This is a genomic window from Novosphingobium mathurense, assembly GCF_900168325.1.
In the GTDB taxonomy this organism is placed as follows: domain Bacteria; phylum Pseudomonadota; class Alphaproteobacteria; order Sphingomonadales; family Sphingomonadaceae; genus Novosphingobium; species Novosphingobium mathurense.
Genome location: NZ_FVZE01000002.1, coordinates 807,263 through 824,644 on the forward strand (window position 1 = coordinate 807,263; position 17,382 = coordinate 824,644).

General features: G+C 63.7%; 26 protein-coding genes. 10 read left to right on the forward strand and 16 right to left on the reverse strand.

Annotated elements, in window-relative coordinates:
• Positions 1 to 216 precede the first annotated feature (216 nt).
• Positions 217 to 1,722: an AMP-binding protein gene (locus B5483_RS10590; RefSeq protein WP_245828950.1), complete on the forward strand. Its 1,506-nt coding sequence runs from the start codon at positions 217 to 219 to the stop codon at positions 1,720 to 1,722.
• Between the two features lie 223 nt (positions 1,723 to 1,945).
• Positions 1,946 to 2,242 carry a PilZ domain-containing protein gene (locus B5483_RS10595; RefSeq protein ID WP_281251240.1) on the forward strand — a complete coding sequence of 99 codons (297 nt, stop codon included), beginning with the start codon at positions 1,946 to 1,948 and terminating at the stop codon, positions 2,240 to 2,242.
• Positions 2,243 to 2,288: 46 nt separating this feature from the next.
• On the opposite strand, the gene B5483_RS10600 is transcribed toward B5483_RS10595, so the two are convergent.
• The 8 genes from B5483_RS10600 to B5483_RS10630 form a co-directional block, all read right to left on the reverse strand.
• Complete coding sequence (locus tag B5483_RS10600; RefSeq protein WP_079730273.1) at positions 2,289 to 3,083, reverse strand: NUDIX hydrolase; 795 nt, start codon at positions 3,081 to 3,083, stop codon at positions 2,289 to 2,291.
• 394 nt (positions 3,084 to 3,477) lie between these two features.
• Positions 3,478 to 3,807, reverse strand: coding sequence for a Grx4 family monothiol glutaredoxin (gene grxD / locus B5483_RS10605; RefSeq protein ID WP_013832425.1), 330 nt, complete (start codon positions 3,805 to 3,807; stop codon positions 3,478 to 3,480).
• 34 nt (positions 3,808 to 3,841) lie between these two features.
• Positions 3,842 to 4,075 (reverse strand): BolA family protein, encoded by a 234-nt coding sequence (locus B5483_RS10610; RefSeq protein WP_007013653.1) that lies wholly within the window; start codon positions 4,073 to 4,075, stop codon positions 3,842 to 3,844.
• Positions 4,076 to 4,112: 37 nt separating this feature from the next.
• Entirely contained in the window at positions 4,113 to 4,436 is a 324-nt protein-coding gene (locus B5483_RS10615) for a DUF1476 domain-containing protein (protein ID WP_054947688.1), read from the reverse strand.
• Between the two features lie 133 nt (positions 4,437 to 4,569).
• Positions 4,570 to 5,172: a 3-isopropylmalate dehydratase small subunit gene (gene leuD, locus B5483_RS10620; protein WP_054947689.1), complete on the reverse strand. Its 603-nt coding sequence runs from the start codon at positions 5,170 to 5,172 to the stop codon at positions 4,570 to 4,572.
• A complete protein-coding gene (locus tag B5483_RS23180) occupies positions 5,172 to 5,336 on the reverse strand; it encodes a hypothetical protein (RefSeq protein ID WP_176167998.1) in 165 nt (54 codons plus the stop codon). Before B5483_RS23180 ends, leuD begins: the two co-directional genes overlap by 1 nt.
• Before the next feature lie 4 nt (positions 5,337 to 5,340).
• Positions 5,341 to 6,774, reverse strand: coding sequence for a 3-isopropylmalate dehydratase large subunit (leuC, locus tag B5483_RS10625; RefSeq protein ID WP_079730274.1), 1,434 nt, complete (start codon positions 6,772 to 6,774; stop codon positions 5,341 to 5,343).
• A 97-nt stretch (positions 6,775 to 6,871) separates the two neighbouring features.
• Positions 6,872 to 7,273 carry a hypothetical protein gene (locus tag B5483_RS10630; RefSeq protein ID WP_079730275.1) on the reverse strand — a complete coding sequence of 134 codons (402 nt, stop codon included), beginning with the start codon at positions 7,271 to 7,273 and terminating at the stop codon, positions 6,872 to 6,874.
• Between the two features lie 182 nt (positions 7,274 to 7,455).
• Between B5483_RS10630 and B5483_RS10635 the strand changes: the two genes are divergently transcribed.
• On the forward strand, positions 7,456 to 7,974 hold the full coding sequence (locus B5483_RS10635) for a sterol desaturase family protein (RefSeq protein WP_054947692.1): 519 nt from the start codon (positions 7,456 to 7,458) through the stop codon (positions 7,972 to 7,974).
• 15 nt (positions 7,975 to 7,989) lie between these two features.
• Here the strand turns inward: B5483_RS10635 and B5483_RS10640 are convergent, their stop codons facing one another.
• Positions 7,990 to 8,349 carry a YbaN family protein gene (locus B5483_RS10640; RefSeq protein ID WP_054947693.1) on the reverse strand — a complete coding sequence of 120 codons (360 nt, stop codon included), beginning with the start codon at positions 8,347 to 8,349 and terminating at the stop codon, positions 7,990 to 7,992.
• The gene (locus tag B5483_RS10645; RefSeq protein WP_079730276.1) at positions 8,336 to 8,746 is read right to left on the reverse strand and encodes a SufE family protein; all 411 of its coding nucleotides are present in this window, start codon (positions 8,744 to 8,746) and stop codon (positions 8,336 to 8,338) included. The genes B5483_RS10640 and B5483_RS10645 overlap by 14 nt, the downstream gene beginning before the upstream one ends.
• 138 nt (positions 8,747 to 8,884) lie before the next feature.
• Here B5483_RS10645 and B5483_RS10650 point away from each other — a divergent pair, with 138 nt between their 5' ends.
• Positions 8,885 to 10,909: an NAD(+) synthase gene (locus tag B5483_RS10650; RefSeq protein ID WP_176168009.1), complete on the forward strand. Its 2,025-nt coding sequence runs from the start codon at positions 8,885 to 8,887 to the stop codon at positions 10,907 to 10,909.
• Here B5483_RS10650 and B5483_RS10655 read toward each other — a convergent pair whose 3' ends face one another.
• The 6 genes from B5483_RS10655 to B5483_RS10680 form a co-directional block, all read right to left on the reverse strand.
• Positions 10,910 to 11,146, reverse strand: coding sequence for a hypothetical protein (locus B5483_RS10655; RefSeq protein ID WP_054947696.1), 237 nt, complete (start codon positions 11,144 to 11,146; stop codon positions 10,910 to 10,912).
• Positions 11,143 to 11,436, reverse strand: coding sequence for a hypothetical protein (locus B5483_RS10660; protein ID WP_054947697.1), 294 nt, complete (start codon positions 11,434 to 11,436; stop codon positions 11,143 to 11,145). Before B5483_RS10660 ends, B5483_RS10655 begins: the two co-directional genes overlap by 4 nt.
• 37 nt (positions 11,437 to 11,473) lie before the next feature.
• Positions 11,474 to 11,758, reverse strand: a complete 285-nt coding sequence (locus tag B5483_RS10665) for a hypothetical protein (protein ID WP_054947698.1) — start codon at positions 11,756 to 11,758, stop codon at positions 11,474 to 11,476.
• Positions 11,759 to 11,787: 29 nt separating this feature from the next.
• A complete protein-coding gene (locus B5483_RS10670) occupies positions 11,788 to 12,165 on the reverse strand; it encodes a PspC domain-containing protein (protein ID WP_079730278.1) in 378 nt (125 codons plus the stop codon).
• A 121-nt stretch (positions 12,166 to 12,286) separates the two neighbouring features.
• Entirely contained in the window at positions 12,287 to 13,147 is an 861-nt protein-coding gene (pspA, locus tag B5483_RS10675; protein ID WP_079730279.1) for a phage shock protein PspA, read from the reverse strand.
• The gene (locus B5483_RS10680; protein ID WP_054947701.1) at positions 13,144 to 13,338 is read right to left on the reverse strand and encodes a hypothetical protein; all 195 of its coding nucleotides are present in this window, start codon (positions 13,336 to 13,338) and stop codon (positions 13,144 to 13,146) included. Before B5483_RS10680 ends, pspA begins: the two co-directional genes overlap by 4 nt.
• 166 nt (positions 13,339 to 13,504) lie before the next feature.
• Here B5483_RS10680 and pspF point away from each other — a divergent pair, with 166 nt between their 5' ends.
• From pspF to rimP, 6 genes are all read left to right on the forward strand, one after another.
• On the forward strand, positions 13,505 to 14,545 hold the full coding sequence (gene pspF, locus B5483_RS10685) for a phage shock protein operon transcriptional activator (protein ID WP_054947702.1): 1,041 nt from the start codon (positions 13,505 to 13,507) through the stop codon (positions 14,543 to 14,545).
• A 137-nt stretch (positions 14,546 to 14,682) separates the two neighbouring features.
• Positions 14,683 to 15,198: a helix-turn-helix domain-containing protein gene (locus B5483_RS10690; protein WP_079730280.1), complete on the forward strand. Its 516-nt coding sequence runs from the start codon at positions 14,683 to 14,685 to the stop codon at positions 15,196 to 15,198.
• A gap of 92 nt (positions 15,199 to 15,290) precedes the next feature.
• A complete protein-coding gene (locus tag B5483_RS10695; RefSeq protein WP_138921406.1) occupies positions 15,291 to 15,614 on the forward strand; it encodes a hypothetical protein in 324 nt (107 codons plus the stop codon).
• Between the two features lie 34 nt (positions 15,615 to 15,648).
• On the forward strand, positions 15,649 to 16,134 hold the full coding sequence (locus B5483_RS10700; protein ID WP_054947704.1) for a hypothetical protein: 486 nt from the start codon (positions 15,649 to 15,651) through the stop codon (positions 16,132 to 16,134).
• Positions 16,131 to 16,493 carry a JAB domain-containing protein gene (locus B5483_RS10705; protein WP_231634768.1) on the forward strand — a complete coding sequence of 121 codons (363 nt, stop codon included), beginning with the start codon at positions 16,131 to 16,133 and terminating at the stop codon, positions 16,491 to 16,493. Before B5483_RS10700 ends, B5483_RS10705 begins: the two co-directional genes overlap by 4 nt.
• A 325-nt stretch (positions 16,494 to 16,818) precedes the next feature.
• The gene (gene rimP, locus B5483_RS10710; RefSeq protein ID WP_054947706.1) at positions 16,819 to 17,379 is read left to right on the forward strand and encodes a ribosome maturation protein RimP; all 561 of its coding nucleotides are present in this window, start codon (positions 16,819 to 16,821) and stop codon (positions 17,377 to 17,379) included.
• Positions 17,380 to 17,382 lie beyond the last annotated feature (3 nt).

Here is a 17,382-nt window from a genome sequence, read left to right on the forward strand (position 1 = left end):
TCCAGCCATCCGGAAATGTTCCTGGCGTCTTGGCGGCGCCAGAAGGCGGGATTTGCAAGGAGTGTAGTGCGCGGGGAATTTCCTTCTGCAATATTTGTTATATATTTCTATAAGTTGCGCCTGACGGCGTGGCGCTTGTCCGAATTCGTGCGAATGCCTTACCGCCGGGCAGGGGTTGCGTATCGCCCGCACCTCCCTCATTCGAAGTCGACGGAAATGACGCAAGGGAAGAGGCAGGAAGTGTCGGGCGATCTCTATTCACGCATTGCGCGCAGTTTCGATGCGTATGCAGACAGCATCCTCGTCGATGACGGGCAGCGTCGCTGGACCTATCGTGAGGTCGAGCAGGAGGCCGGGCGACTGGCCGCGCGGCTGCAAGGGCTGGGAGTGGCACCGGGCGAGCGGGTGCTGGTGCAGACCGACAAGAACGTCGAGACGCTGATCCTCTATATCGCCACGATCCGGGCCGGGGCGATCTACCTGCCGCTCAACGTGGATTACACCGAAGCCGAACTGGCCTATTTCGCGACCGATGCCACGCCGGTCCTGGCCGTCTGCCGCGATCAGAGTACCGGACTGTTCAACCGCATCGGCGGCGGCAGGATGCAGGTGACGACGCTCGAACGCCTCTTTGCCGACCTGCCGCAAGAGGGTGCCGCGCCCGTCCCGCGCCAGAGCGACGATATCGCGGCGATCCTTTATACTTCGGGTACGACCGGCAAGCCCAAGGGGGCGATGCTGACGCAGGACAACCTCGCTTCAAACGGCGAGATGCTGATCGATTTCTGGCGCTTCACGCCGGAGGACCGGCTCATTCACGCCTTGCCGATCTTCCACGTCCATGGCCTGTTCGTGGCGGTCCACTGCGTGCTCTTCTCTGGTGCCTCGATGGTTTTCCTGCCGAAGTTCGAAAGCGCGCGGGCGATCGAACTCATGGCGGATTCGACCGTGCTCATGGGCGTGCCCACGTTCTACGTCCGCCTGCTGGCCGATCCTGCGTTCACGCGTGAGGCGGCAGCGAACATGCGCCTGTTCATCTCGGGCTCGGCGCCGCTGTCCGCCGACATCCATCGCGCATTCGAAGCGCGTTGCGGCCACCGCGTCCTGGAACGTTACGGTATGACCGAAACCGGGATGCTCACCTCCAATCCCTATGACGGCGAGCGTCGTGCCGGTTATGTCGGCCCGCCGCTGCCCGGCGTATCGCTGCGCGTTGCCGAGTTCGAGACCGGCAAGGTGCTGCCCCAGGGGGAAGTCGGCATCGTCGAGGTCAAGGGCCGCAACATCTTCAAGGGCTACTGGCAAATGCCCGAGAAGACCGCGGCCGAGTTTCGCCCCGACGGCTGGTTCATCACCGGCGACATGGGGGTGATCGACGGCGACGGCTATGTCCAGTTGGTCGGGCGCGAGAAGGACCTGATCATCACCGGGGGGCTCAACGTCTACCCTGCTGAAGTCGAAGCCTTGCTGGACGACCGCAATGACGTGGCGGAAGCGGCCGTGATCGGCGTACCCCATCCCGATTTCGGAGAGGCGGTGGTCGCCGTGGTCCAGCCGGCGGGGGCATTCGATGCCGATGCCGTGCGCGAGCAACTGCGCAAGGATCTGGCCGCGTTCAAGGTTCCGAAGACGATCCTGACTCTGGATGCCCTGCCGCGCAACACGATGGGCAAGATCCAGAAGAAGCTCCTGCGCGAACGGTTCGCCGGGCTCTTCGCCTGAGCGGATCTTGTCTCTCGGGGGCAGGTAGAAGGCCGGTTCAGAACGTTTTTGCTGCAGAAAAGGCAAGGGTCTATGCTTGGGCGTGCTCTTGCCAAGTGCCTTTAAAACCTCAGTAATGACTCAATTGTACTGGGTACCTACTGTGCCGGACCGGCATGTCCGCAAGTATCTTTAAAAGTTGGTCAACCAGTTTCGGTCATGATGGGCCATCATGACCCGTCCCATGTTGCCTCGCCGTTACATCCGTCGGCCTGTGTCGATGCCCGTGCAATGTCGCACGCAGGCGGGCATGCGGGACGAGGGCGAGATCTCCGATATTTCGGTCGAGGGATGTTGCATCCGGCCGCGCAGCCTGTTCTTCCGTGTCGGCACGCGGGTCATGATCCGGCCAGAAGGCATGGAAGCGCTGACCGGCGTCGTGCGCTGGAACAAGAACGATGTGGCCGGGATCGAGTTCGATCGGCCGATCTATGGTCCCGTCGTCGATCATCTCGCGCAGAGGCACGCCGTCGAGCTTTAAGCGAGGGCCGGGGCGGGTACTCGCCTTGGTGGATGCCCGCGATGCCTTAACCGCGCAGAAGCGTCGCGCCGGGTTCGCCGAGTACCGGATAGCCTGTGCCTTCGGGCAGCATTAGCCATTTTTCGCCATTCTGGTCGACAAAGCTTCCGCATATGCGGCGGACGGGGTGACGGGCAATATCCTCCAGTACCTCGCCGTAGGAGCTGAACTGGGCGAGCCTTTCCAGATTGCGTCTGGTCGGGAAGATGATCTTGATTTCACCGCGTTCCGCCATGGCCAGGGCCTCGGCGGCGCTGGTCCAGAACAGGCGTGTGTTCTCCGTTGCATCGACTTCGACGTCGACCGAGCCGGTGCCAAGGTCATGAACGAAGAAACGGGTATCGAAAGCGCGCTCCCAGATCGGACACCAGTGGGCGTAGAGCGTGAGACTGTCGGTATCCAGTTCCCAGCCGAAATGGTCGAGTACCGGGGCGAGCCTGCCGTCCTTGAGCAACATGGCCCGGGCGTCCGCGGCCTCCTTCGCGCTGACCGGGGTGCGGGCGGCAATCAACAGCCCCGTCTCTTCCAGCGTTTCGCGGATGCCGGCAATCTTGGCCGCGGCCCTTTCGATCGGCATGTCGGGAAGCAGCACCTTGGCAAGATCGCGGTCGGCGGGATCGACCCGCCCGCCCGGAAAGACGGCCGCACCGCCTGCGAAACGCATTTCCTTGGCCCGCTGCAGCATCAGCAGTTCGGGCGCGGTACCGGTCCTCGGTTGGCGGAAAATGACGACGGTTGCGGCCGGGACGACATTCGGGCCATCCACGGGCATGGGCTCATCTGTCGGAGGAAATTCGAACATGGCGTTGCTGTCGCGCTGCAGGGCGGAGCATGCAAGGCATTAATGTGAGAGGTGTTGCGTCACGCGATGTTGGGGTTGTGTCGGCTGACTTTACACTTTCCTGCACTTGCCGGTCGGCGCTTCATGCGAAAAACCCGAAAAACCGGCGAAAATCCAAATTGGCACGGTCCATGCTTATATGCTCGTACCCCCAAGTAGTCTCGAATAGAGACGGGGCCGACCAGTCTCCACGGCCCCGTCTCCCCGAGACGCTTTTCCCAGAACCGGCATTATTTTGCAGCGGCAGGCTCGCAGGTTTGCAGCCACCGCAACGTCTTGCGCGCAATGCGAAAACGCCCGGAAGTTTCCTCCCGGGCGTCTCGATCTCGTGATGCGGCGCGATGCCTTGCGCAGGTCAGCCCTGCGTGGCGAGCCCGGAATCGATGAAGAGCTGGTGAAGCTCACCGGCTTCGTACATCTCCATCATGATGTCGCTGCCGCCGACGAATTCGCCCTTCACGTAGAGCTGCGGAATCGTCGGCCAATCCGAGTAGGCCTTGATTCCCTGGCGGATTTCCATGTCCTGCAGCACGTCGACGCTCTCGTAAGGGGCGCCAAGGTGCTCAAGGATCGCCACGGCACGGCTGGAAAAGCCGCACTGGGGGAATAGCGGCGTCCCCTTCATGAACAGGACGATGTCGTTCTTGTTTACAATCTCGCCGATGCGGGCGTTGACTTCGGACATGGTGAAGGCTGACCTTTTAATCTTCTACGCAAGCTCAGTTGGGAACGGCGGTCGTCAGTTGCAAGGCATGGAGTTCGCCGCCCATGCGACCGCCCAGTGCTTCGTAGACCATCTTGTGCTGCGCAACGCGCGGCTTGCCGGTGAATGCGGCGGAAACCACATGCGCGGAATAATGGTCGCCGTCACCGGCAAGGTCCGTGATCGTCACTTGCGCATCGGGAAGCGAGGCCCGGATGAGGGTTTCGATCTGTTCAGCGGACATTGCCATAGTTGGGGCTCCCTTTGTTTCCCAGGTCCGGTGCTTCTCAGACTTCGCCGAGAAAGGCGCGGCGGGCCTCGACCTGCTTGGCCTCAAGCGCGGTGCGCACTTCGGCCTCGGTGGTCTCGACGCCGGCGGCGGTGATGTCGCCGAGCAGCTTGCGGATGACATCTTCGTCGCCGGCTTCCTCGAAGTCGGCCTGGACGACGGCCTTGGCATAGGCTTCGGTCTCGGCCGGCGAAAGGCCCATGCGTTCAGCGGCCCATTCTCCGACGAGGCGGTTGCGGCGCGCCTGAATGCGGAACTGCGTATCGGCATCATGTGCGAACTTGGCTTCTTCAGCGCGTTCGCGGTCTTCAAAACTCGTCATATGACAACCTCGAAAATAATGCCCACGGGAATAGGGCCCCTGTTGCTTACCAGAAGCGGATAAGGCCCGGATTGACTTGGTTCAATCCAGATTCGCCGATTGCCCTTATTCCTTCGTCATGGCGAAGGTTTTTTCAGTCTACCGTCGAGATGGTGCGGGCAAGGAAAGGCATTTGCTCTTTCGCCCGCGCCTCGTGCGCCTTGATGGCATCGCCCTGCGCCATGGTCAGGCCCACTTCGTCGAGCCCCTCGAGCAGGCAATGCTTGCGGAAGGGGTCGATTTCGAAGGCGAAGCGGTCCTGGAACGGCGTAGTCACCGACTGCGCTTCCAGGTCGACGTCGATGGGATCGCTCTTCGCCACTTCCAGCAGGCGGTCGACGGCATCCTGCGGCAGTGCCACGGTGAGGATGCCGTTCTTGAAGGCATTGCTGGAGAAGATGTCCGAGAAGCTGGGCGCGATCACGCAGGTCACGCCCATGTCGAGCAGGGCCCAGGCGGCGTGCTCACGGCTGGAGCCGCAGCCGAAGTTGTCGCCAGCTATCAGGATCGGCGCACCGGCATATTCCGGGTCGGTGAAGACGTTGTCCGGTTCCTGCTTGACCGCCTCGAAGGCACCCTGGCCAAGCCCTTCGCGGGTGATCGTCTTGAGCCAGGCGGCCGGGATGATGACGTCGGTGTCGACGTTCTTGCGGCCGAACGGAATGGCGCGGCCGGATACGTGTGAAATGGGTTCCATCAGTCGGTCTCTGGCGCGTCTTCGGGGTGGAGCGGCTTTTCCTCGTTACGCGCCTTGCGGCGCTTCACGAAGAGCAGGGCGGCGGCAATGGCGGCAGAGCCAATCGCGGCGCCGGCAGCAATGGCGGCCTTGCTGGCGAGATTGCTTTCGGATTCCTCGGACATCTTCTTATCCTACCAGATCGCGCACGTCTGTCAGCTTGCCGGTGACGGCTGCCGCCGCGGCCATGGCCGGGCTCATCAGGTGGGTGCGGGCACCGGGGCCCTGACGGCCGGTGAAGTTGCGGTTGCTGGTCGAGGCGCAGCGCTCTCCGGCGGGAACCTTGTCGGGGTTCATCGCGAGGCAGGCCGAACAGCCCGGTTCACGCCATTCGAGGCCGGCGTCGATGATGATCTTGTCGAGACCCTCGGCTTCGGCCTGCTGCTTGACGAGGCCCGAGCCCGGCACGACGATCGCCCACTTGACGTTGTCGGCCTTGTGGCGGCCCTTGAGCACTTCGGCGGCAGCGCGGATGTCCTCGATGCGGCTGTTGGTGCACGAGCCGATGAAGACGTTCTGCACTTCGATGTCGGTCAGCCTGGTGCCCGGGGTCAGGCCCATGTACTCGAGGCTGACCTTGACCGCGCTCTGCTTCGAAGCGTCGGCGAAGTCTTCGGGTGCCGGAACCAGGCCGCCGATGGCGGAGGTGTCCTCGGGGCTGGTGCCCCAGGTGACGGTCGGCTGGATGTCTTCGGCGCGGACCGAGACGGTCTTGTCGAAGGTTGCGCCTTCGTCGGTCGCAAGGCTCTTCCACCAGGCGACGGCCTTGTCCCATTCCTCGCCCTTGGGCGCATAGGGGCGGCCCTTGATGTAGGCGAAAGTGGCTTCGTCAGGTGCGATCAGGCCAGCGCGCGCGCCGCCCTCGATCGACATGTTGCAGACCGTCAGGCGGCCTTCGATCGACATTTCCTCGAAGACGTTGCCGCGATACTCGATCACGTGGCCGGTGCCGCCCGCGGTGCCGATCAGGCCGATGATGTGCAGGATCACGTCCTTGGGGGTGACGCCGGCGCCCAGCGTGCCCTCGACGCGCACTTCCATGGTCTTCGACTGCTTGAGCAGCAGGGTCTGCGTGGCGAGAACGTGCTCGACCTCGCTGGTGCCGATGCCGAATGCCAGCGCGCCGAGGCCGCCGTGGCAGGCAGTGTGGCTGTCGCCGCACACGATCGTAGCGCCGGGCAGGGAGAAGCCCTGTTCGGGGCCGACGACGTGGACGATGCCCTGCTCGGGATCGGTCGAATCGATGTAGCGGATGCCGAACTCGGGCGCGTTCTTCTGAAGCGCGGCCAGCTGCTGCGCGCTCTGCGGGTCGGCGATGGGCAGGATGTTGCCCGAGGCGTCCTTGCGCGCCGTGGTCGGCAGGTTGTGGTCGGGAACCGCGAGCGTAAGATCCGGGCGACGCACCGGGCGGCTGGCGGCGCGAAGGCTTTCGAAGGCCTGCGGGCTGGTCACCTCGTGGATGATGTGCCTGTCGATGTAGACGAGGCTGGTACCGTCGTCGCGCCGGTCGACGACGTGGGCGTCCCAGATCTTCTGGTAGAGTGTACGCGGTTTCGTGCTCATGATGAGGCGCGATTAGGCGCGCTCGCCCCGCAATTCAAGCGGAACGAGCGTACCTGATCGTAGGGTGGATGTTGGGAGCGATAGCGGAGGCTCCGCCTCAGCCGCGTCGGTTGTCGCGGTCATGGCGTTCCATGCGCAGGGCGACATGGACGCGATCGACCTTGCGCTGGAGGATCTGCATCTCCCGGGCAGAGATGCCGTTGCGGGCATAGCTGGCATAGAGGCGCTGGATTTCCGCGGCGTCGCGGCGCAGGCCCTTGGCTTCGCGCTGGCTGATCGCCCGGCGGGCGGCAGCCCGGTCGATGTCGCGACGCAGGTCATTGATATCGCTACGGATCGAAGCGTTGCGGGCCGGGGTGTGGCGCGCTGCATCGTGACGGCCGCTGTCATGGCGGACGTTATCGTAGCGGACCGTCTCGTGGGCCGAGGCGGGGGCGATCGTGGCGATGGCCAGCGTTGCGACGAGGGCCGGGGCGACGATCTTGGTCAGGGTGCGCATGAGTTCAATTCCTTAGCTGCATCAGTTCGGAAGCCCGGAGCAATTGGCGGTTGCTGCTCGGCGTTTCCGTGCATTCAGAAATATGGCTACGAAGATGAACGCCAGACATATGACCCGTCGCAAATTCGTGTGGGTTTGTAAGAGAGTGTCGCAGGGTGCGTCCGCGGTGCTATAGCGGAGGCATGTCCGCAACTCTTGCCAGCCTGATCGTCCTTGCCACCGTGGCCGCGATGGAATTCGTCGCATGGTCGAGCCACAAGTATGTCATGCACGGGTTCGGCTGGGCCTGGCACCGCGATCATCACGAGCCGCACGACAAGATGCTGGAGAAGAACGATCTCTTCGCGCTGGTCGGCGCGGCTATGAGCATTTCGATGTTCGCTCTCGGCTCTCCGCTGGTCCTGGGGGAGAGCGCCTGGGCGCCGGCGACGTGGATTGGCCTGGGCATTCTCGTCTACGGCGTGATCTACACGCTGATTCACGATGGCCTCGTCCACCAGCGCTATTTCCGCTGGGTGCCCAAGCGCGGCTATGCCAAGCGGCTGGTGCAGGCGCACAGGCTGCACCATGCAACGATCGGCAAGGAGGGCGGGGTCAGCTTCGGCTTCGTGGTCGCCCGCGATCCGGCGGTGCTCAAGCGCGAACTGCGCGAACAGCGCAAGGCCGGCATTGCCGTCCTGCGCGAGGCGGTCGAGGACTGATCCACGCTGGCGGCCCTATTCGGGCCGCGTCCAGATCCAGGGCCCCAAGATGACCAGTACCGCGACCGGGATCATGAACCAGGGCCAGCCGGTCAGCAGCCAGGTGAAGGGAATCGAGGCAGTCATCGCGAGGATCGCGGAGACCTTGCCCTTGCGGCTGATCGCCCGGCGATCGCGCCAGGCGCGCAGGTGATGGCCGTGTATGGGGTGGTTGTGCAGCTTTTCCGCCCATTCCGGGTGGCTCTTGGAAAAGCACCAGGCCGCCAGCAGGTAAAACACCACGGTCGGCATGATCGGCAGGAAGATGCCGATGGTCCCCAGTGCGACGAAGAAGATCCCCGCCGCAAGCCAGACCCCGCGTTTAACTTGCCGCATACCGGGCTGCTGTTTCGCGAATCAGGGTGATCATGTTCGGCACGCCCTGGGTCCGGTTGGAAGAGAGCTGGTTCTTCAGGTCGAAGGGCTCGAGCGCGGCGGCTATGTCGGTTGCGGCGACGTCTGCCGCCGGCCGGTCCTGCACCGTGGAGATCACCAGGGCGACGATGCCCTTGGTGATGGCCGCGTTGCTGTCGGCCAGAAAGTGCAGTTTGCCGTCGTCCTGTGTCATCGGATAGACCCAGACGCTGGCCGAGCAGCCGCGGACCTTGGTTGCGTCCGTCTTGAGGGCATCGGGCATGGTGTCCAGCTCGCGGCCGAGTTCGATCAGCAGGCGATAGCGTTCGTCGCCATCGAGGAATTCGTACTCTTCGCGGATATCGTCGAGGCTGCGCATGCTAGGCCATTTAAGCGCCGAACGGGTGAGGGCAAGGGGATTCCTTGCCTCGCCAGCGTCTTGCTGTCAGTGGAGTCGCATAGAGACGTACGGAGCCCTGCAACCTTGAACGCCACGCACAGCCACCCGTTCTACGCCATGCACGAACACGGTTTCGTGCGCGTTGCGACCTCTACGCCGCATGTCCGCACGGCCGACGTCGCATTCAATCGCGATGCGATCCTGGCCGAGGCGCGCCGCGCTCACGAGGCGCACGTCGACCTGTTGGTCTATCCAGAACTGTGCCTGTCTTCCTACGCGATCGACGACCTGCACCTGCAGCAGGCCATGATCGAAGCGGTGGAGGCGGCGATCGGCGAGATCGTCAAGGCGAGCGCGCAGTTGACGCCCGTGCTGCTGATCGGCGCGGCGCTGCGCAAGAACGGCAGGCTCTACAACTGCGCGCTGGCGATCGCCCACGGCAAGCTGCTGGGCGCGGTGCCCAAGTCCTACCTGCCCAATTATCGCGAGTTCTACGAAAAGCGCTGGTTCGCCAGCGGGAAGGACATCCGCGGTCAGTCGATCCGGGTCAACGGGCATGACGTGCCTTTCGGCACCGATCTCGTCTTTGCTTCCGAAGTGCTGCCGGGCTTCCGTTTCTTCGCCGAGATCTGCGAGGATTTCTGGGCCGCGACGCCGCCCAGTTCGCTCGGCGCGCTCGCCGGGGCGACGATCCTGTGCAACCTGTCGGCCTCCAACATCGTCATCGGCAAGTCCGACGAGCGACACATGCTCTGCCGGTCGCAATCGGCCCGCGCGACCGCAGCCTACGTCTATTGTGCTGCCGGGCACGGCGAGAGCACGACCGACCTCGCCTGGGACGGGCAGGGCGTGATCTACGAACTGGGCGACCTGCTCGCCGAATCCGAGCGCTTCTCGCTCAATCCCGAGCTGTGCATCGCCGACGTCGATTGCGACCGCATCCTGAACGACCGCATGCGTCTGCCGACCTTCAACGATTCCGGCGAAGTGGCCGGACGACCGGACGAGACGTTCCGCACCGTGCCGTTCCGCCACGCGCCTGCAGGCGGCGATATCGGGCTGACCCGGCCGGTCAGCCGCTTTCCCTTCGTGCCCGACCGTGCCGAGCGTCTCGATGCGGACTGCTACGAGGCGTTCAACATCCAGGTCGACGGCCTCATGCGCCGCATCGAATCGACCGGCGCGAAGTCGATGGTCATCGGCGTTTCGGGCGGCCTCGATTCGACCCATGCGCTGATCGTCGCGGCGCGCGCCTGCGACCGGCTCGGTCTGCCGCGCACATTCATCCGCGGTTACACGATGCCCGGCTTCGGGACGAGCGAGGGCACCAAGTCCAATGCCTGGAAACTGATGAAGGCGTTGGGCATTACCGCCGACGAGATCGACATCATACCCGCCTCGACCCGCATGTTGGAGGACATCGGCCACGCCTTCGCCGACGGTGAGCCGGTTTACGACGTGACGTTCGAGAACGTGCAGGCGGGCCTGCGCACCGACTATCTGTTCCGCCTGGCCAGCCAGAACAGCGGTTTCGTGATCGGCACCGGCGACCTGTCCGAACTGGCTCTGGGCTGGTGCACTTATGGCGTGGGCGACCAGATGAGCCACTACGCGGTCAACTCCGGCGTACCCAAGACGCTGATCCAGTACCTGATCCGCTGGTGCGCGACGACCGGCGACTTCGACAAGCCGACGGCGAAGATCCTGCTGGCGATCCTTTCCACGGAGATCTCTCCCGAACTGGTCCCGGCAGGCGCCGACGGTGCGATCCAGAGCACCGAGGCGAAAATCGGCCCGTACGAACTCAACGACTTCTTCCTGCATCACGTGATGCGCTTCGGCCAGAAGCCCTCGAAAGTGGCATTCCTTGCCTGGCATGCCTGGCGCGATACGGGGGCGGGGACCTGGCCGGCCGGGTTCCCGGACGAACGCAAGAACGCCTACGACCTTGCGACCATCCGCAGCTGGCTGGAGAAGTTCCTTGGCCGGTTCTTCGCTTTCAGCCAGTTCAAGCGCTCGGCGATCCCCAACGGGCCCAAGGTCTCGTCCGGCGGGGCGCTCAGCCCGCGCGGGGACTGGCGCGCACCGTCCGACGCGAGCGCGGCGGTCTGGCTGTCGGAGCTGGAAGCGCGCCTGCCGTGATCAGTCGCGCAGCGATTCGATCTCGCGCGAGAGGTCGGAGCTGCGCCGATCGTCGGTGGCGATGCGTTCGAGCACGGAGATGCGCTTGCGCAGGGCTTCGACCTCGTGCTCGAGCTCTTCCTCGCGGGCGCTGTGGCCCGGTCCGCGATGGTCGCCCATGGCGCGGTACTTTTGCGAGCGCAGCCAGGTAATCGACGCGATTGCGAAGAGAACGACGACGGCAGTCCAGAAACTCATTGCGTGACAACCTCTTGTGCATCGCTGTCGCGCAAGGCCTCGATCTGCATGGCGATCAGGCTCTTGCTCTCGGCATCGGTGACAATCCTCTCAAGGACGCGCAGGCGCTGCTCCAGTTCGGCGCAATGCACCTCAAGCTGCTTTGCATGCTGCGTTTCCTTGCCCGCAAGGAGTTCGAGCTTCCGCTGCTGGAAGTCAAGCCGGCGCTTGTAGGCGCCCGACACGATCCCGACCATGGCGATCAGTGCGCCCATGAGGGCGGCAAAGGCGATGACATCACCGAAACCCATCGTATTCTACCCCCTGTAGCCCGACCGCAAGCCGGTCTCAGTTGACGGAAGTGTCCCGTTCGGACTTGCGCAAGGCATCGCCTTCGCGCGTGTCGCGCAGGGCTTCGATCTGCAGTGCGGTGTCGTAGCCGCCATCGGTGATGATCCGCTCGAGCACCCGCACGCGTTCTTCCAGTTCGGCGTTGCTCGTCGCGTACTGGGCGGCCTTTTCGGCGGTAGCCTTGACCTGTAGCTCCGCCATCTTGCGCTGGTGCCTGGTCCAGATCGCCACGATCGGGATCGACAGCGCCACGATGGGGATGAGTTCCGCAAAGTTGAACATGAAAAGCGGTCCTTTCGTGAAGCCCGCGCTCAGCGCAGGCTTTCGATCTCTGCGGCGAGCCGCGAATTGCTGCTCGTATAGTGGGCTTCCATGTCCGCCACGCGCCGGTCGATGTCGGAGATTTCCGAACGCAGGCGGGTGGACCGGCTCTGCCTCGAGCGGCGGCGGTCCATGCGGCGCAGCAGGCGTTCTTCCTCTTCCTCGCTATAGAGGTAGTTGGGACGCTTGTCCGCCAGCACCATGACCGCGATGTAGATCGGGATGGTGAGGTAGAAGCCGAAGAACGTCAGCAGAACGGCGGCCAGACGGATCCAGAGCGCATCGACGCCGGTATAGTCGGCAATGCCGGCGCACACGCCCGCGAGCTTGGCATTCGACTTGTCGAGATAGAATTGTCCGCGTGACACTGGTGTTCCTTCCCTTGATTGCGCACGCCATTGCTTGTGAATGAGCGTGCGCTGTCCCTGTTTCCCGGTCCTGGCCCATCGCGGGCGGTGCGCGCTGCCGGGATGCCAGCGCGCGCCGCAATTATTCCGGTTGATCTTCGGCGCGCCTGCCCGATGCGTCGCTCGGCGTCTCGGGGGCATGGCCCATGCTGCGCTTCATCTCGGCAAGCTCGGCCTCGATCTTGTCGCCATCGGCAAGCGCGGCGATTTCCTCGGCGAGCGTCGGCTGGCGCCTGTCGGCGAGGCCCAGCGCCTCGGCCCGACCTTCGGCATAATCGACGCGCCGCTCAAGCTGGTCGAAGCGTGCCATCGCCTCGTCCACGCGCTCGCTCGAAAGCAGGGTGCGCAGTTTGACCCTATTTTCGGCGCTCTGCAAGCGTGCGGCGATGGAGCTCTGGCGGCTGCGGGCCTCGCGAAGGCGGCTCTGCAGCTTCTCGATATCTTCCTCGTAGGCGCGCAGCGCATCGTCGAGGACGAGGACTTCCTCGCGCAGCTGCGCGGCCATGTCCGCGGCCTTCTTGCGTTCGACCAGGGCAGCGCGGGCCAGATCCTCGCGGTCCTTGCTCAGGGCCAGCTGGGCCTTCTCCGCCCAGTCATCCTGCAGCTTTTCCAGCTTGGCGACATGGCGGCGCAGCTCCTTCTGATCGGCGATCGTGCGCGCGCTCGAGGTGCGGACCTCGACGAGGGTCTCTTCCATCTCGAGGATGATCAGGCGGATCATCTTGGCGGGATCTTCGGCCTTGTCGAGCATGTCGTTGAAGTTCGCGGCGATGATGTCGCGCGTGCGGGAGAAGATACCCATCCTGATGTTTCCTTTGATATAGGTCGGGCCGAAGTTCTGGGTCTGGGTGTCGGTGGGGGCGGTGCCGAAGCGGTCCTCGCCGGAGCCGGAGTGCATGACCGGATTCTGGAGGATTTCGATTTCCGCGTCGAGCCTGCTCATTGCAGCGGTACTCCGCAAACCGGCGAAGCGGCATAGGCCTTGGTCGGGCCGACCTGGTCGGACAGGGCCAGGATATTGAGAGTGCCCATGGCGAGGACGCTGGCAATGATCGCCCAGTCGAGCTTGCTGCGCACGCGGGGACTTTCCGGCTGGCGGTCGGTGCGTTCGGTGCTGGCGATGCTCATCGACATGGCGTGAATTCCCTCAATTTCCGGTCTTGCGTTCACTACGCTTCATGCACAGCAAAGGGCGTGCCAATTGCCTGAAATGGCGGAATTCCTGTGGTTCTTTCGGCAATCCGATGCTCTTGTAAAAGATGAATTGCCAATGAATGGGAAATTTCGCTAATTATTGGGAATGGATCGCGATGTGCAGTTCATCGGCCAGTCGACGGCCTTCCTCGATGCGGTGGAGCGGGCCAGCCGGGCTGCCGCCGTCAGCCGGCCGGTTCTCGTCATCGGGGAGCGGGGGACGGGCAAGGAACTGATCGCCCAGCGCCTTCACCGCCTGTCCCCGCGCTGGGACGAGGCGCTCGTCACCATGAACTGCGCGGCGCTTCCCGAAACGCTGATCGAGGCCGAACTGTTCGGACATGAAGCGGGCGCCTTCACCGGGGCGGTCAAGGCCCGGGTCGGACGCTTCGAGGAGGCGGACCGCGGCACCCTGTTCCTCGACGAACTGGGGACATTGTCCATGGCCGCGCAGGAGCGGCTGCTGCGCGCGATCGAGTATGGCGAGATTGCCCGCATCGGATCGTCGCGGCCTTCGCTCGTCGATGTGCGGATCGTGGCGGCCACCAATGCCGACCTTCCGCGCCTTGCCGATGAAGGCAGGTTTCGCGCCGACCTGCTCGACCGGCTGAGTTTCGAGGTCATCAATCTGCCTCCGCTGCGGGCGAGGGAAGGGGATGTCTTCGAACTGGCGGACTACTACGGGCGGCGCATGGCCGCCGAACTGGAGTGGCAGGGTTGGCCCGGCTTCAGCGCGGTCGCGCTCGACGCGCTTGAAAGACATGCCTGGCCCGGCAACGTGCGCGAGTTGCGCAATGTCGTGGAGCGGGCGGTCTATCGCTGGGCGCGCGAAGACGAGCCGATCGCGGAGATCGTGTTCGATCCTTTCGAAAGCCCGTGGCATCGCACGGATGCGCTTATGGAGCCGCGCGCCGGCGTTCGGGAAGAAGAGGCGTCTGCTCCGGAACCGGTGTTGCCGGCATCGGTGACGGGTCCCGACAGCGTCGACGATCTGCGCGCGGCGGTCGATGCTTACGAAAGCGGTCTGGTGCGCGCGGCGCTTGACCGCCATCGCTGGAACCAGCGCCGTGCAGCCGCCGCGCTGGGGCTCACATACGATCAGATAAGGCACTGTATCCGCAAGCACAGAATCATGGAGGCGGAATAAGCGGCGCGCGATCTTGTCAGGGACGGGCCGCTTTGCCATGCAATTAACTGACAGCTTAGGATAAAGCCGGGTTCGTTTATGGCGCCCCGGTTTGTCGTGTAGGGTAGGCATACAATTGGCGGGCGAGTCGTATTCCGGTGTTCAACGAAGATGAAGCCAGAACATTGCTGGACAGTCTCACGGCCAAGCAGGTCGAAGTGTTGGACCTGCTTGCGATGCACCGCACCACCAAGGAAATCGCGCGTGAGCTGAATATCGCGCCCAATACGGTCGACCAGCGCATTTCCGCGGTTCGCGACAAGTGGGGAACGACCAACCGCAAGGATACCACGCGGCGCTACGTCCAGCTTCTCGAGCTATGTGACAAAACCACATGTGAATTTTCACGTGTCGACGATGAGCCCGACGGCGAGGAAGACGTCGATCAGGACTTGCCGGTCGATCCGGTCTTCGTCCTCTCCGATGCAAGGCCGATGGCGATGCATCGCGAGTGGGGCGGGGAGAAGGGACGGCGACCGACGGGCCTGGAGGCTTTCGATGCGAAATTCGGCAGGACGGGGCGGCTGGTAGCCATTCTCGTTCTGGCGATGATCATGGCGATGACGCTCGCGTCTTCGCTGGCCATTGCCGATGCCTTGGGCAGACTGATCTGACGGTCGGTGCTGCCGGAGCGCAGCGGCCGGGTTGAGCACCGATTGCCTTCGAACCTGAATGAGCGCCAGGGGCGCCAGCGGAGACGAAGAGCATGACTCCTGAAATTGCTGGAATGCGGATTTCCCGCAGCATCAAGTCGGTGGAAACGGGCATGGATGAACTGCTCGCCATGGCCGGAGAGCTTCTTGCCGAGATCGCTCGGGGGCGCATCGCCACGACCGAAGACGCCTACGAAGGGCAGCGCCCGATGATGCGGGTCGCAAATATGCAGAGAAACCTGATGGAAGCGCGTTCGGAACTGGTTCGTGCGCACTCCGACCTGTCCAAGCTCGCGGAACGCATGGACATTCCTTACGAGTGCCCGGATAATCGCGGCGAGTTGCGCGACCTCGACCTGGAGCGCGCCGTCGCCTGAGGAATGAGGAGGGGCAGGTTTGGGAAGTGAACAATTGGCATTCTTCCTGCTGCTGCCCCTTTCCCTCATCCTGGCGACATGGAAGGGCGGGGCACCGGAGCGTTACGGAGCCCTGGTGATCGTCGCGATGGCCGTGATCCAGCGGATCGCCATCGTCTTCGTGCCCAGCCATTTCGTCAGTGTCGACCCGGCGGCCCTCGTGACCGATTTCGTTGGACTGACGGGTTTTGGAATACTGGCTGTTCAAGCCCGGAGAATCTGGCCGATATGGGCAGCGTCCCTACAACTCCTCAGCGTGAGCGCGCACTTCGCGCGGTGGGCGGACATCGGCGTCCCGCCGTTCGTCTACGCGCTGATGCGCGGTTCTCCGACCTTCGTGGCCCTGGCGGCGCTGCTGGTGGGGACGGTCCTGCACATGGTCAGGTTGAAGCGGCATGGAGCCGATCCCTCATGGCAGAACTGGTCCCGGGGGTCAGCGTCGTACGACCGCTATCCGGGGCGACCCTCGAATCGCTGGTGAGCCAGATCGGCGGGTTGCGCCATGAAGTCGTGATCGCACTCCTGTTCGATGGCCACGGCATACTGGTTTCCTGCCTGTCCGGCAGCGAAGGGACGAGCGCATCGGTCAGCGGGCGCTATCGTCCGTTGCTCAAGCGCATCTTCGATGACGATGCGACGGGGCTTGTCCTCGTTCACAACCATCCTTCCGGCGATCCCAGCCCGAGCGAGGCGGATATCGCCGCCACGCGCCGGCTTGGCGCGATCGCGCGGGCAGTGGAAGTCGACTTCTTCGATCACCTCGTCGTCGCCGGGCGCATGGCCGTGAGCATGCGCCGGGCGGGACTGATGACCGGCCGCGCAAGCCGGTCCAAACCTTAGCGGATATCCTGCTTTTGCCCGGCGCGAATCGCGTGTCGGGCGAATGCTGGCTATCCTGGCAAGAGCTGCATGGGGGAGTTGCGGCCTGTCGTTACCGGTGTGGTCAGCGTCCGGTACGGCAGGTCGCGCTTCGGGTTTTGCGGGGGTGCGCACCGATTGCCGCCGCTTTCATCGGCCCCTTGCGTTTTGAAGGGAATGCGCTTATCTGCGCCTCATCCCGACATTGGTGAAACAAGGTTCGGGCTGGCGCCGGAAGGGGCCGGCGCGGAACCGCGTTGCATCGATGTGCTGCCGGGAAGCCAGTGATTTTAACGTGGAGTTTCGTTTGGTCGATATCGCGCGCCTTGTCGAAGTCATCGAACCTGAGGTCAAAGCCTTGGGATTCGATCTCGTGCGCGTGAAGCTGTTCGGCCGCTCGGAAGTCGGCGACGATGAGCATGCGCTGCAGATCATGGCCGAGAACCCGAAGACCGGGCAGCTCGTCCTCGACGATTGCGTGAAGCTCTCGCATCGCATCTCCGACCGCATGGATGCGCTCGAGGAAGCAGGCGAAGTCCTGATCGACGAGGCATATCGCCTCGAAGTCAGCTCGCCGGGCATCGACCGACCGCTCACGCGTCCCAAGGACTACGTCAACTGGGCCGGTCATGAGGCGCGGATCAATCTGACCGCTCCCGTCGAGGGCAATCGCAAGACGCTGCATGGCGAGCTTGTCGGCCTCGATGGCGAAACGGTCGAATTCGAAGACAGGAAATCGGGCCGGGTGACTTTCCCGCTGTCCGACGTTCATTCCGCGCGGCTGGTCCTCACCGACAAGCTGATTGCTGCAACCCGCCCGCTGGATACGAGCGGCGCCGACGAGATTCTCGAGGAACAGGAAGACTAAGCC

Bases quoted from the DNA above. Each gene is read 5' to 3' on its own strand.
- B5483_RS10590 (WP_245828950.1), top strand. From the start codon at position 217: ATGACGCAAGGGAAGAGGCAGGAAGTGTCGGGCGATCTCTATTCACGC.
- B5483_RS10595 (WP_281251240.1), top strand. From the start codon at position 1,946: ATGTTGCCTCGCCGTTACATCCGTCGGCCTGTGTCGATGCCCGTGCAA.
- B5483_RS10600 (WP_079730273.1), bottom strand. From the start codon at position 3,083: ATGTTCGAATTTCCTCCGACAGATGAGCCCATGCCCGTGGATGGCCCG.
- grxD (WP_013832425.1), bottom strand. From the start codon at position 3,807: ATGTCCGAAGTCAACGCCCGCATCGGCGAGATTGTAAACAAGAACGAC.
- B5483_RS10610 (WP_007013653.1), bottom strand. From the start codon at position 4,075: ATGGCAATGTCCGCTGAACAGATCGAAACCCTCATCCGGGCCTCGCTT.
- B5483_RS10615 (WP_054947688.1), bottom strand. From the start codon at position 4,436: ATGACGAGTTTTGAAGACCGCGAACGCGCTGAAGAAGCCAAGTTCGCA.
- leuD (WP_054947689.1), bottom strand. From the start codon at position 5,172: ATGGAACCCATTTCACACGTATCCGGCCGCGCCATTCCGTTCGGCCGC.
- B5483_RS23180 (WP_176167998.1), bottom strand. From the start codon at position 5,336: ATGTCCGAGGAATCCGAAAGCAATCTCGCCAGCAAGGCCGCCATTGCT.
- leuC (WP_079730274.1), bottom strand. From the start codon at position 6,774: ATGAGCACGAAACCGCGTACACTCTACCAGAAGATCTGGGACGCCCAC.
- B5483_RS10630 (WP_079730275.1), bottom strand. From the start codon at position 7,273: ATGCGCACCCTGACCAAGATCGTCGCCCCGGCCCTCGTCGCAACGCTG.
- B5483_RS10635 (WP_054947692.1), top strand. From the start codon at position 7,456: ATGTCCGCAACTCTTGCCAGCCTGATCGTCCTTGCCACCGTGGCCGCG.
- B5483_RS10640 (WP_054947693.1), bottom strand. From the start codon at position 8,349: ATGCGGCAAGTTAAACGCGGGGTCTGGCTTGCGGCGGGGATCTTCTTC.
- B5483_RS10645 (WP_079730276.1), bottom strand. From the start codon at position 8,746: ATGCGCAGCCTCGACGATATCCGCGAAGAGTACGAATTCCTCGATGGC.
- B5483_RS10650 (WP_176168009.1), top strand. From the start codon at position 8,885: ATGCACGAACACGGTTTCGTGCGCGTTGCGACCTCTACGCCGCATGTC.
- B5483_RS10655 (WP_054947696.1), bottom strand. From the start codon at position 11,146: ATGAGTTTCTGGACTGCCGTCGTCGTTCTCTTCGCAATCGCGTCGATT.
- B5483_RS10660 (WP_054947697.1), bottom strand. From the start codon at position 11,436: ATGGGTTTCGGTGATGTCATCGCCTTTGCCGCCCTCATGGGCGCACTG.
- B5483_RS10665 (WP_054947698.1), bottom strand. From the start codon at position 11,758: ATGTTCAACTTTGCGGAACTCATCCCCATCGTGGCGCTGTCGATCCCG.
- pspA (WP_079730279.1), bottom strand. From the start codon at position 13,147: ATGAGCAGGCTCGACGCGGAAATCGAAATCCTCCAGAATCCGGTCATG.
- B5483_RS10680 (WP_054947701.1), bottom strand. From the start codon at position 13,338: ATGTCGATGAGCATCGCCAGCACCGAACGCACCGACCGCCAGCCGGAA.
- pspF (WP_054947702.1), top strand. From the start codon at position 13,505: ATGGATCGCGATGTGCAGTTCATCGGCCAGTCGACGGCCTTCCTCGAT.
- B5483_RS10695 (WP_138921406.1), top strand. From the start codon at position 15,291: ATGACTCCTGAAATTGCTGGAATGCGGATTTCCCGCAGCATCAAGTCG.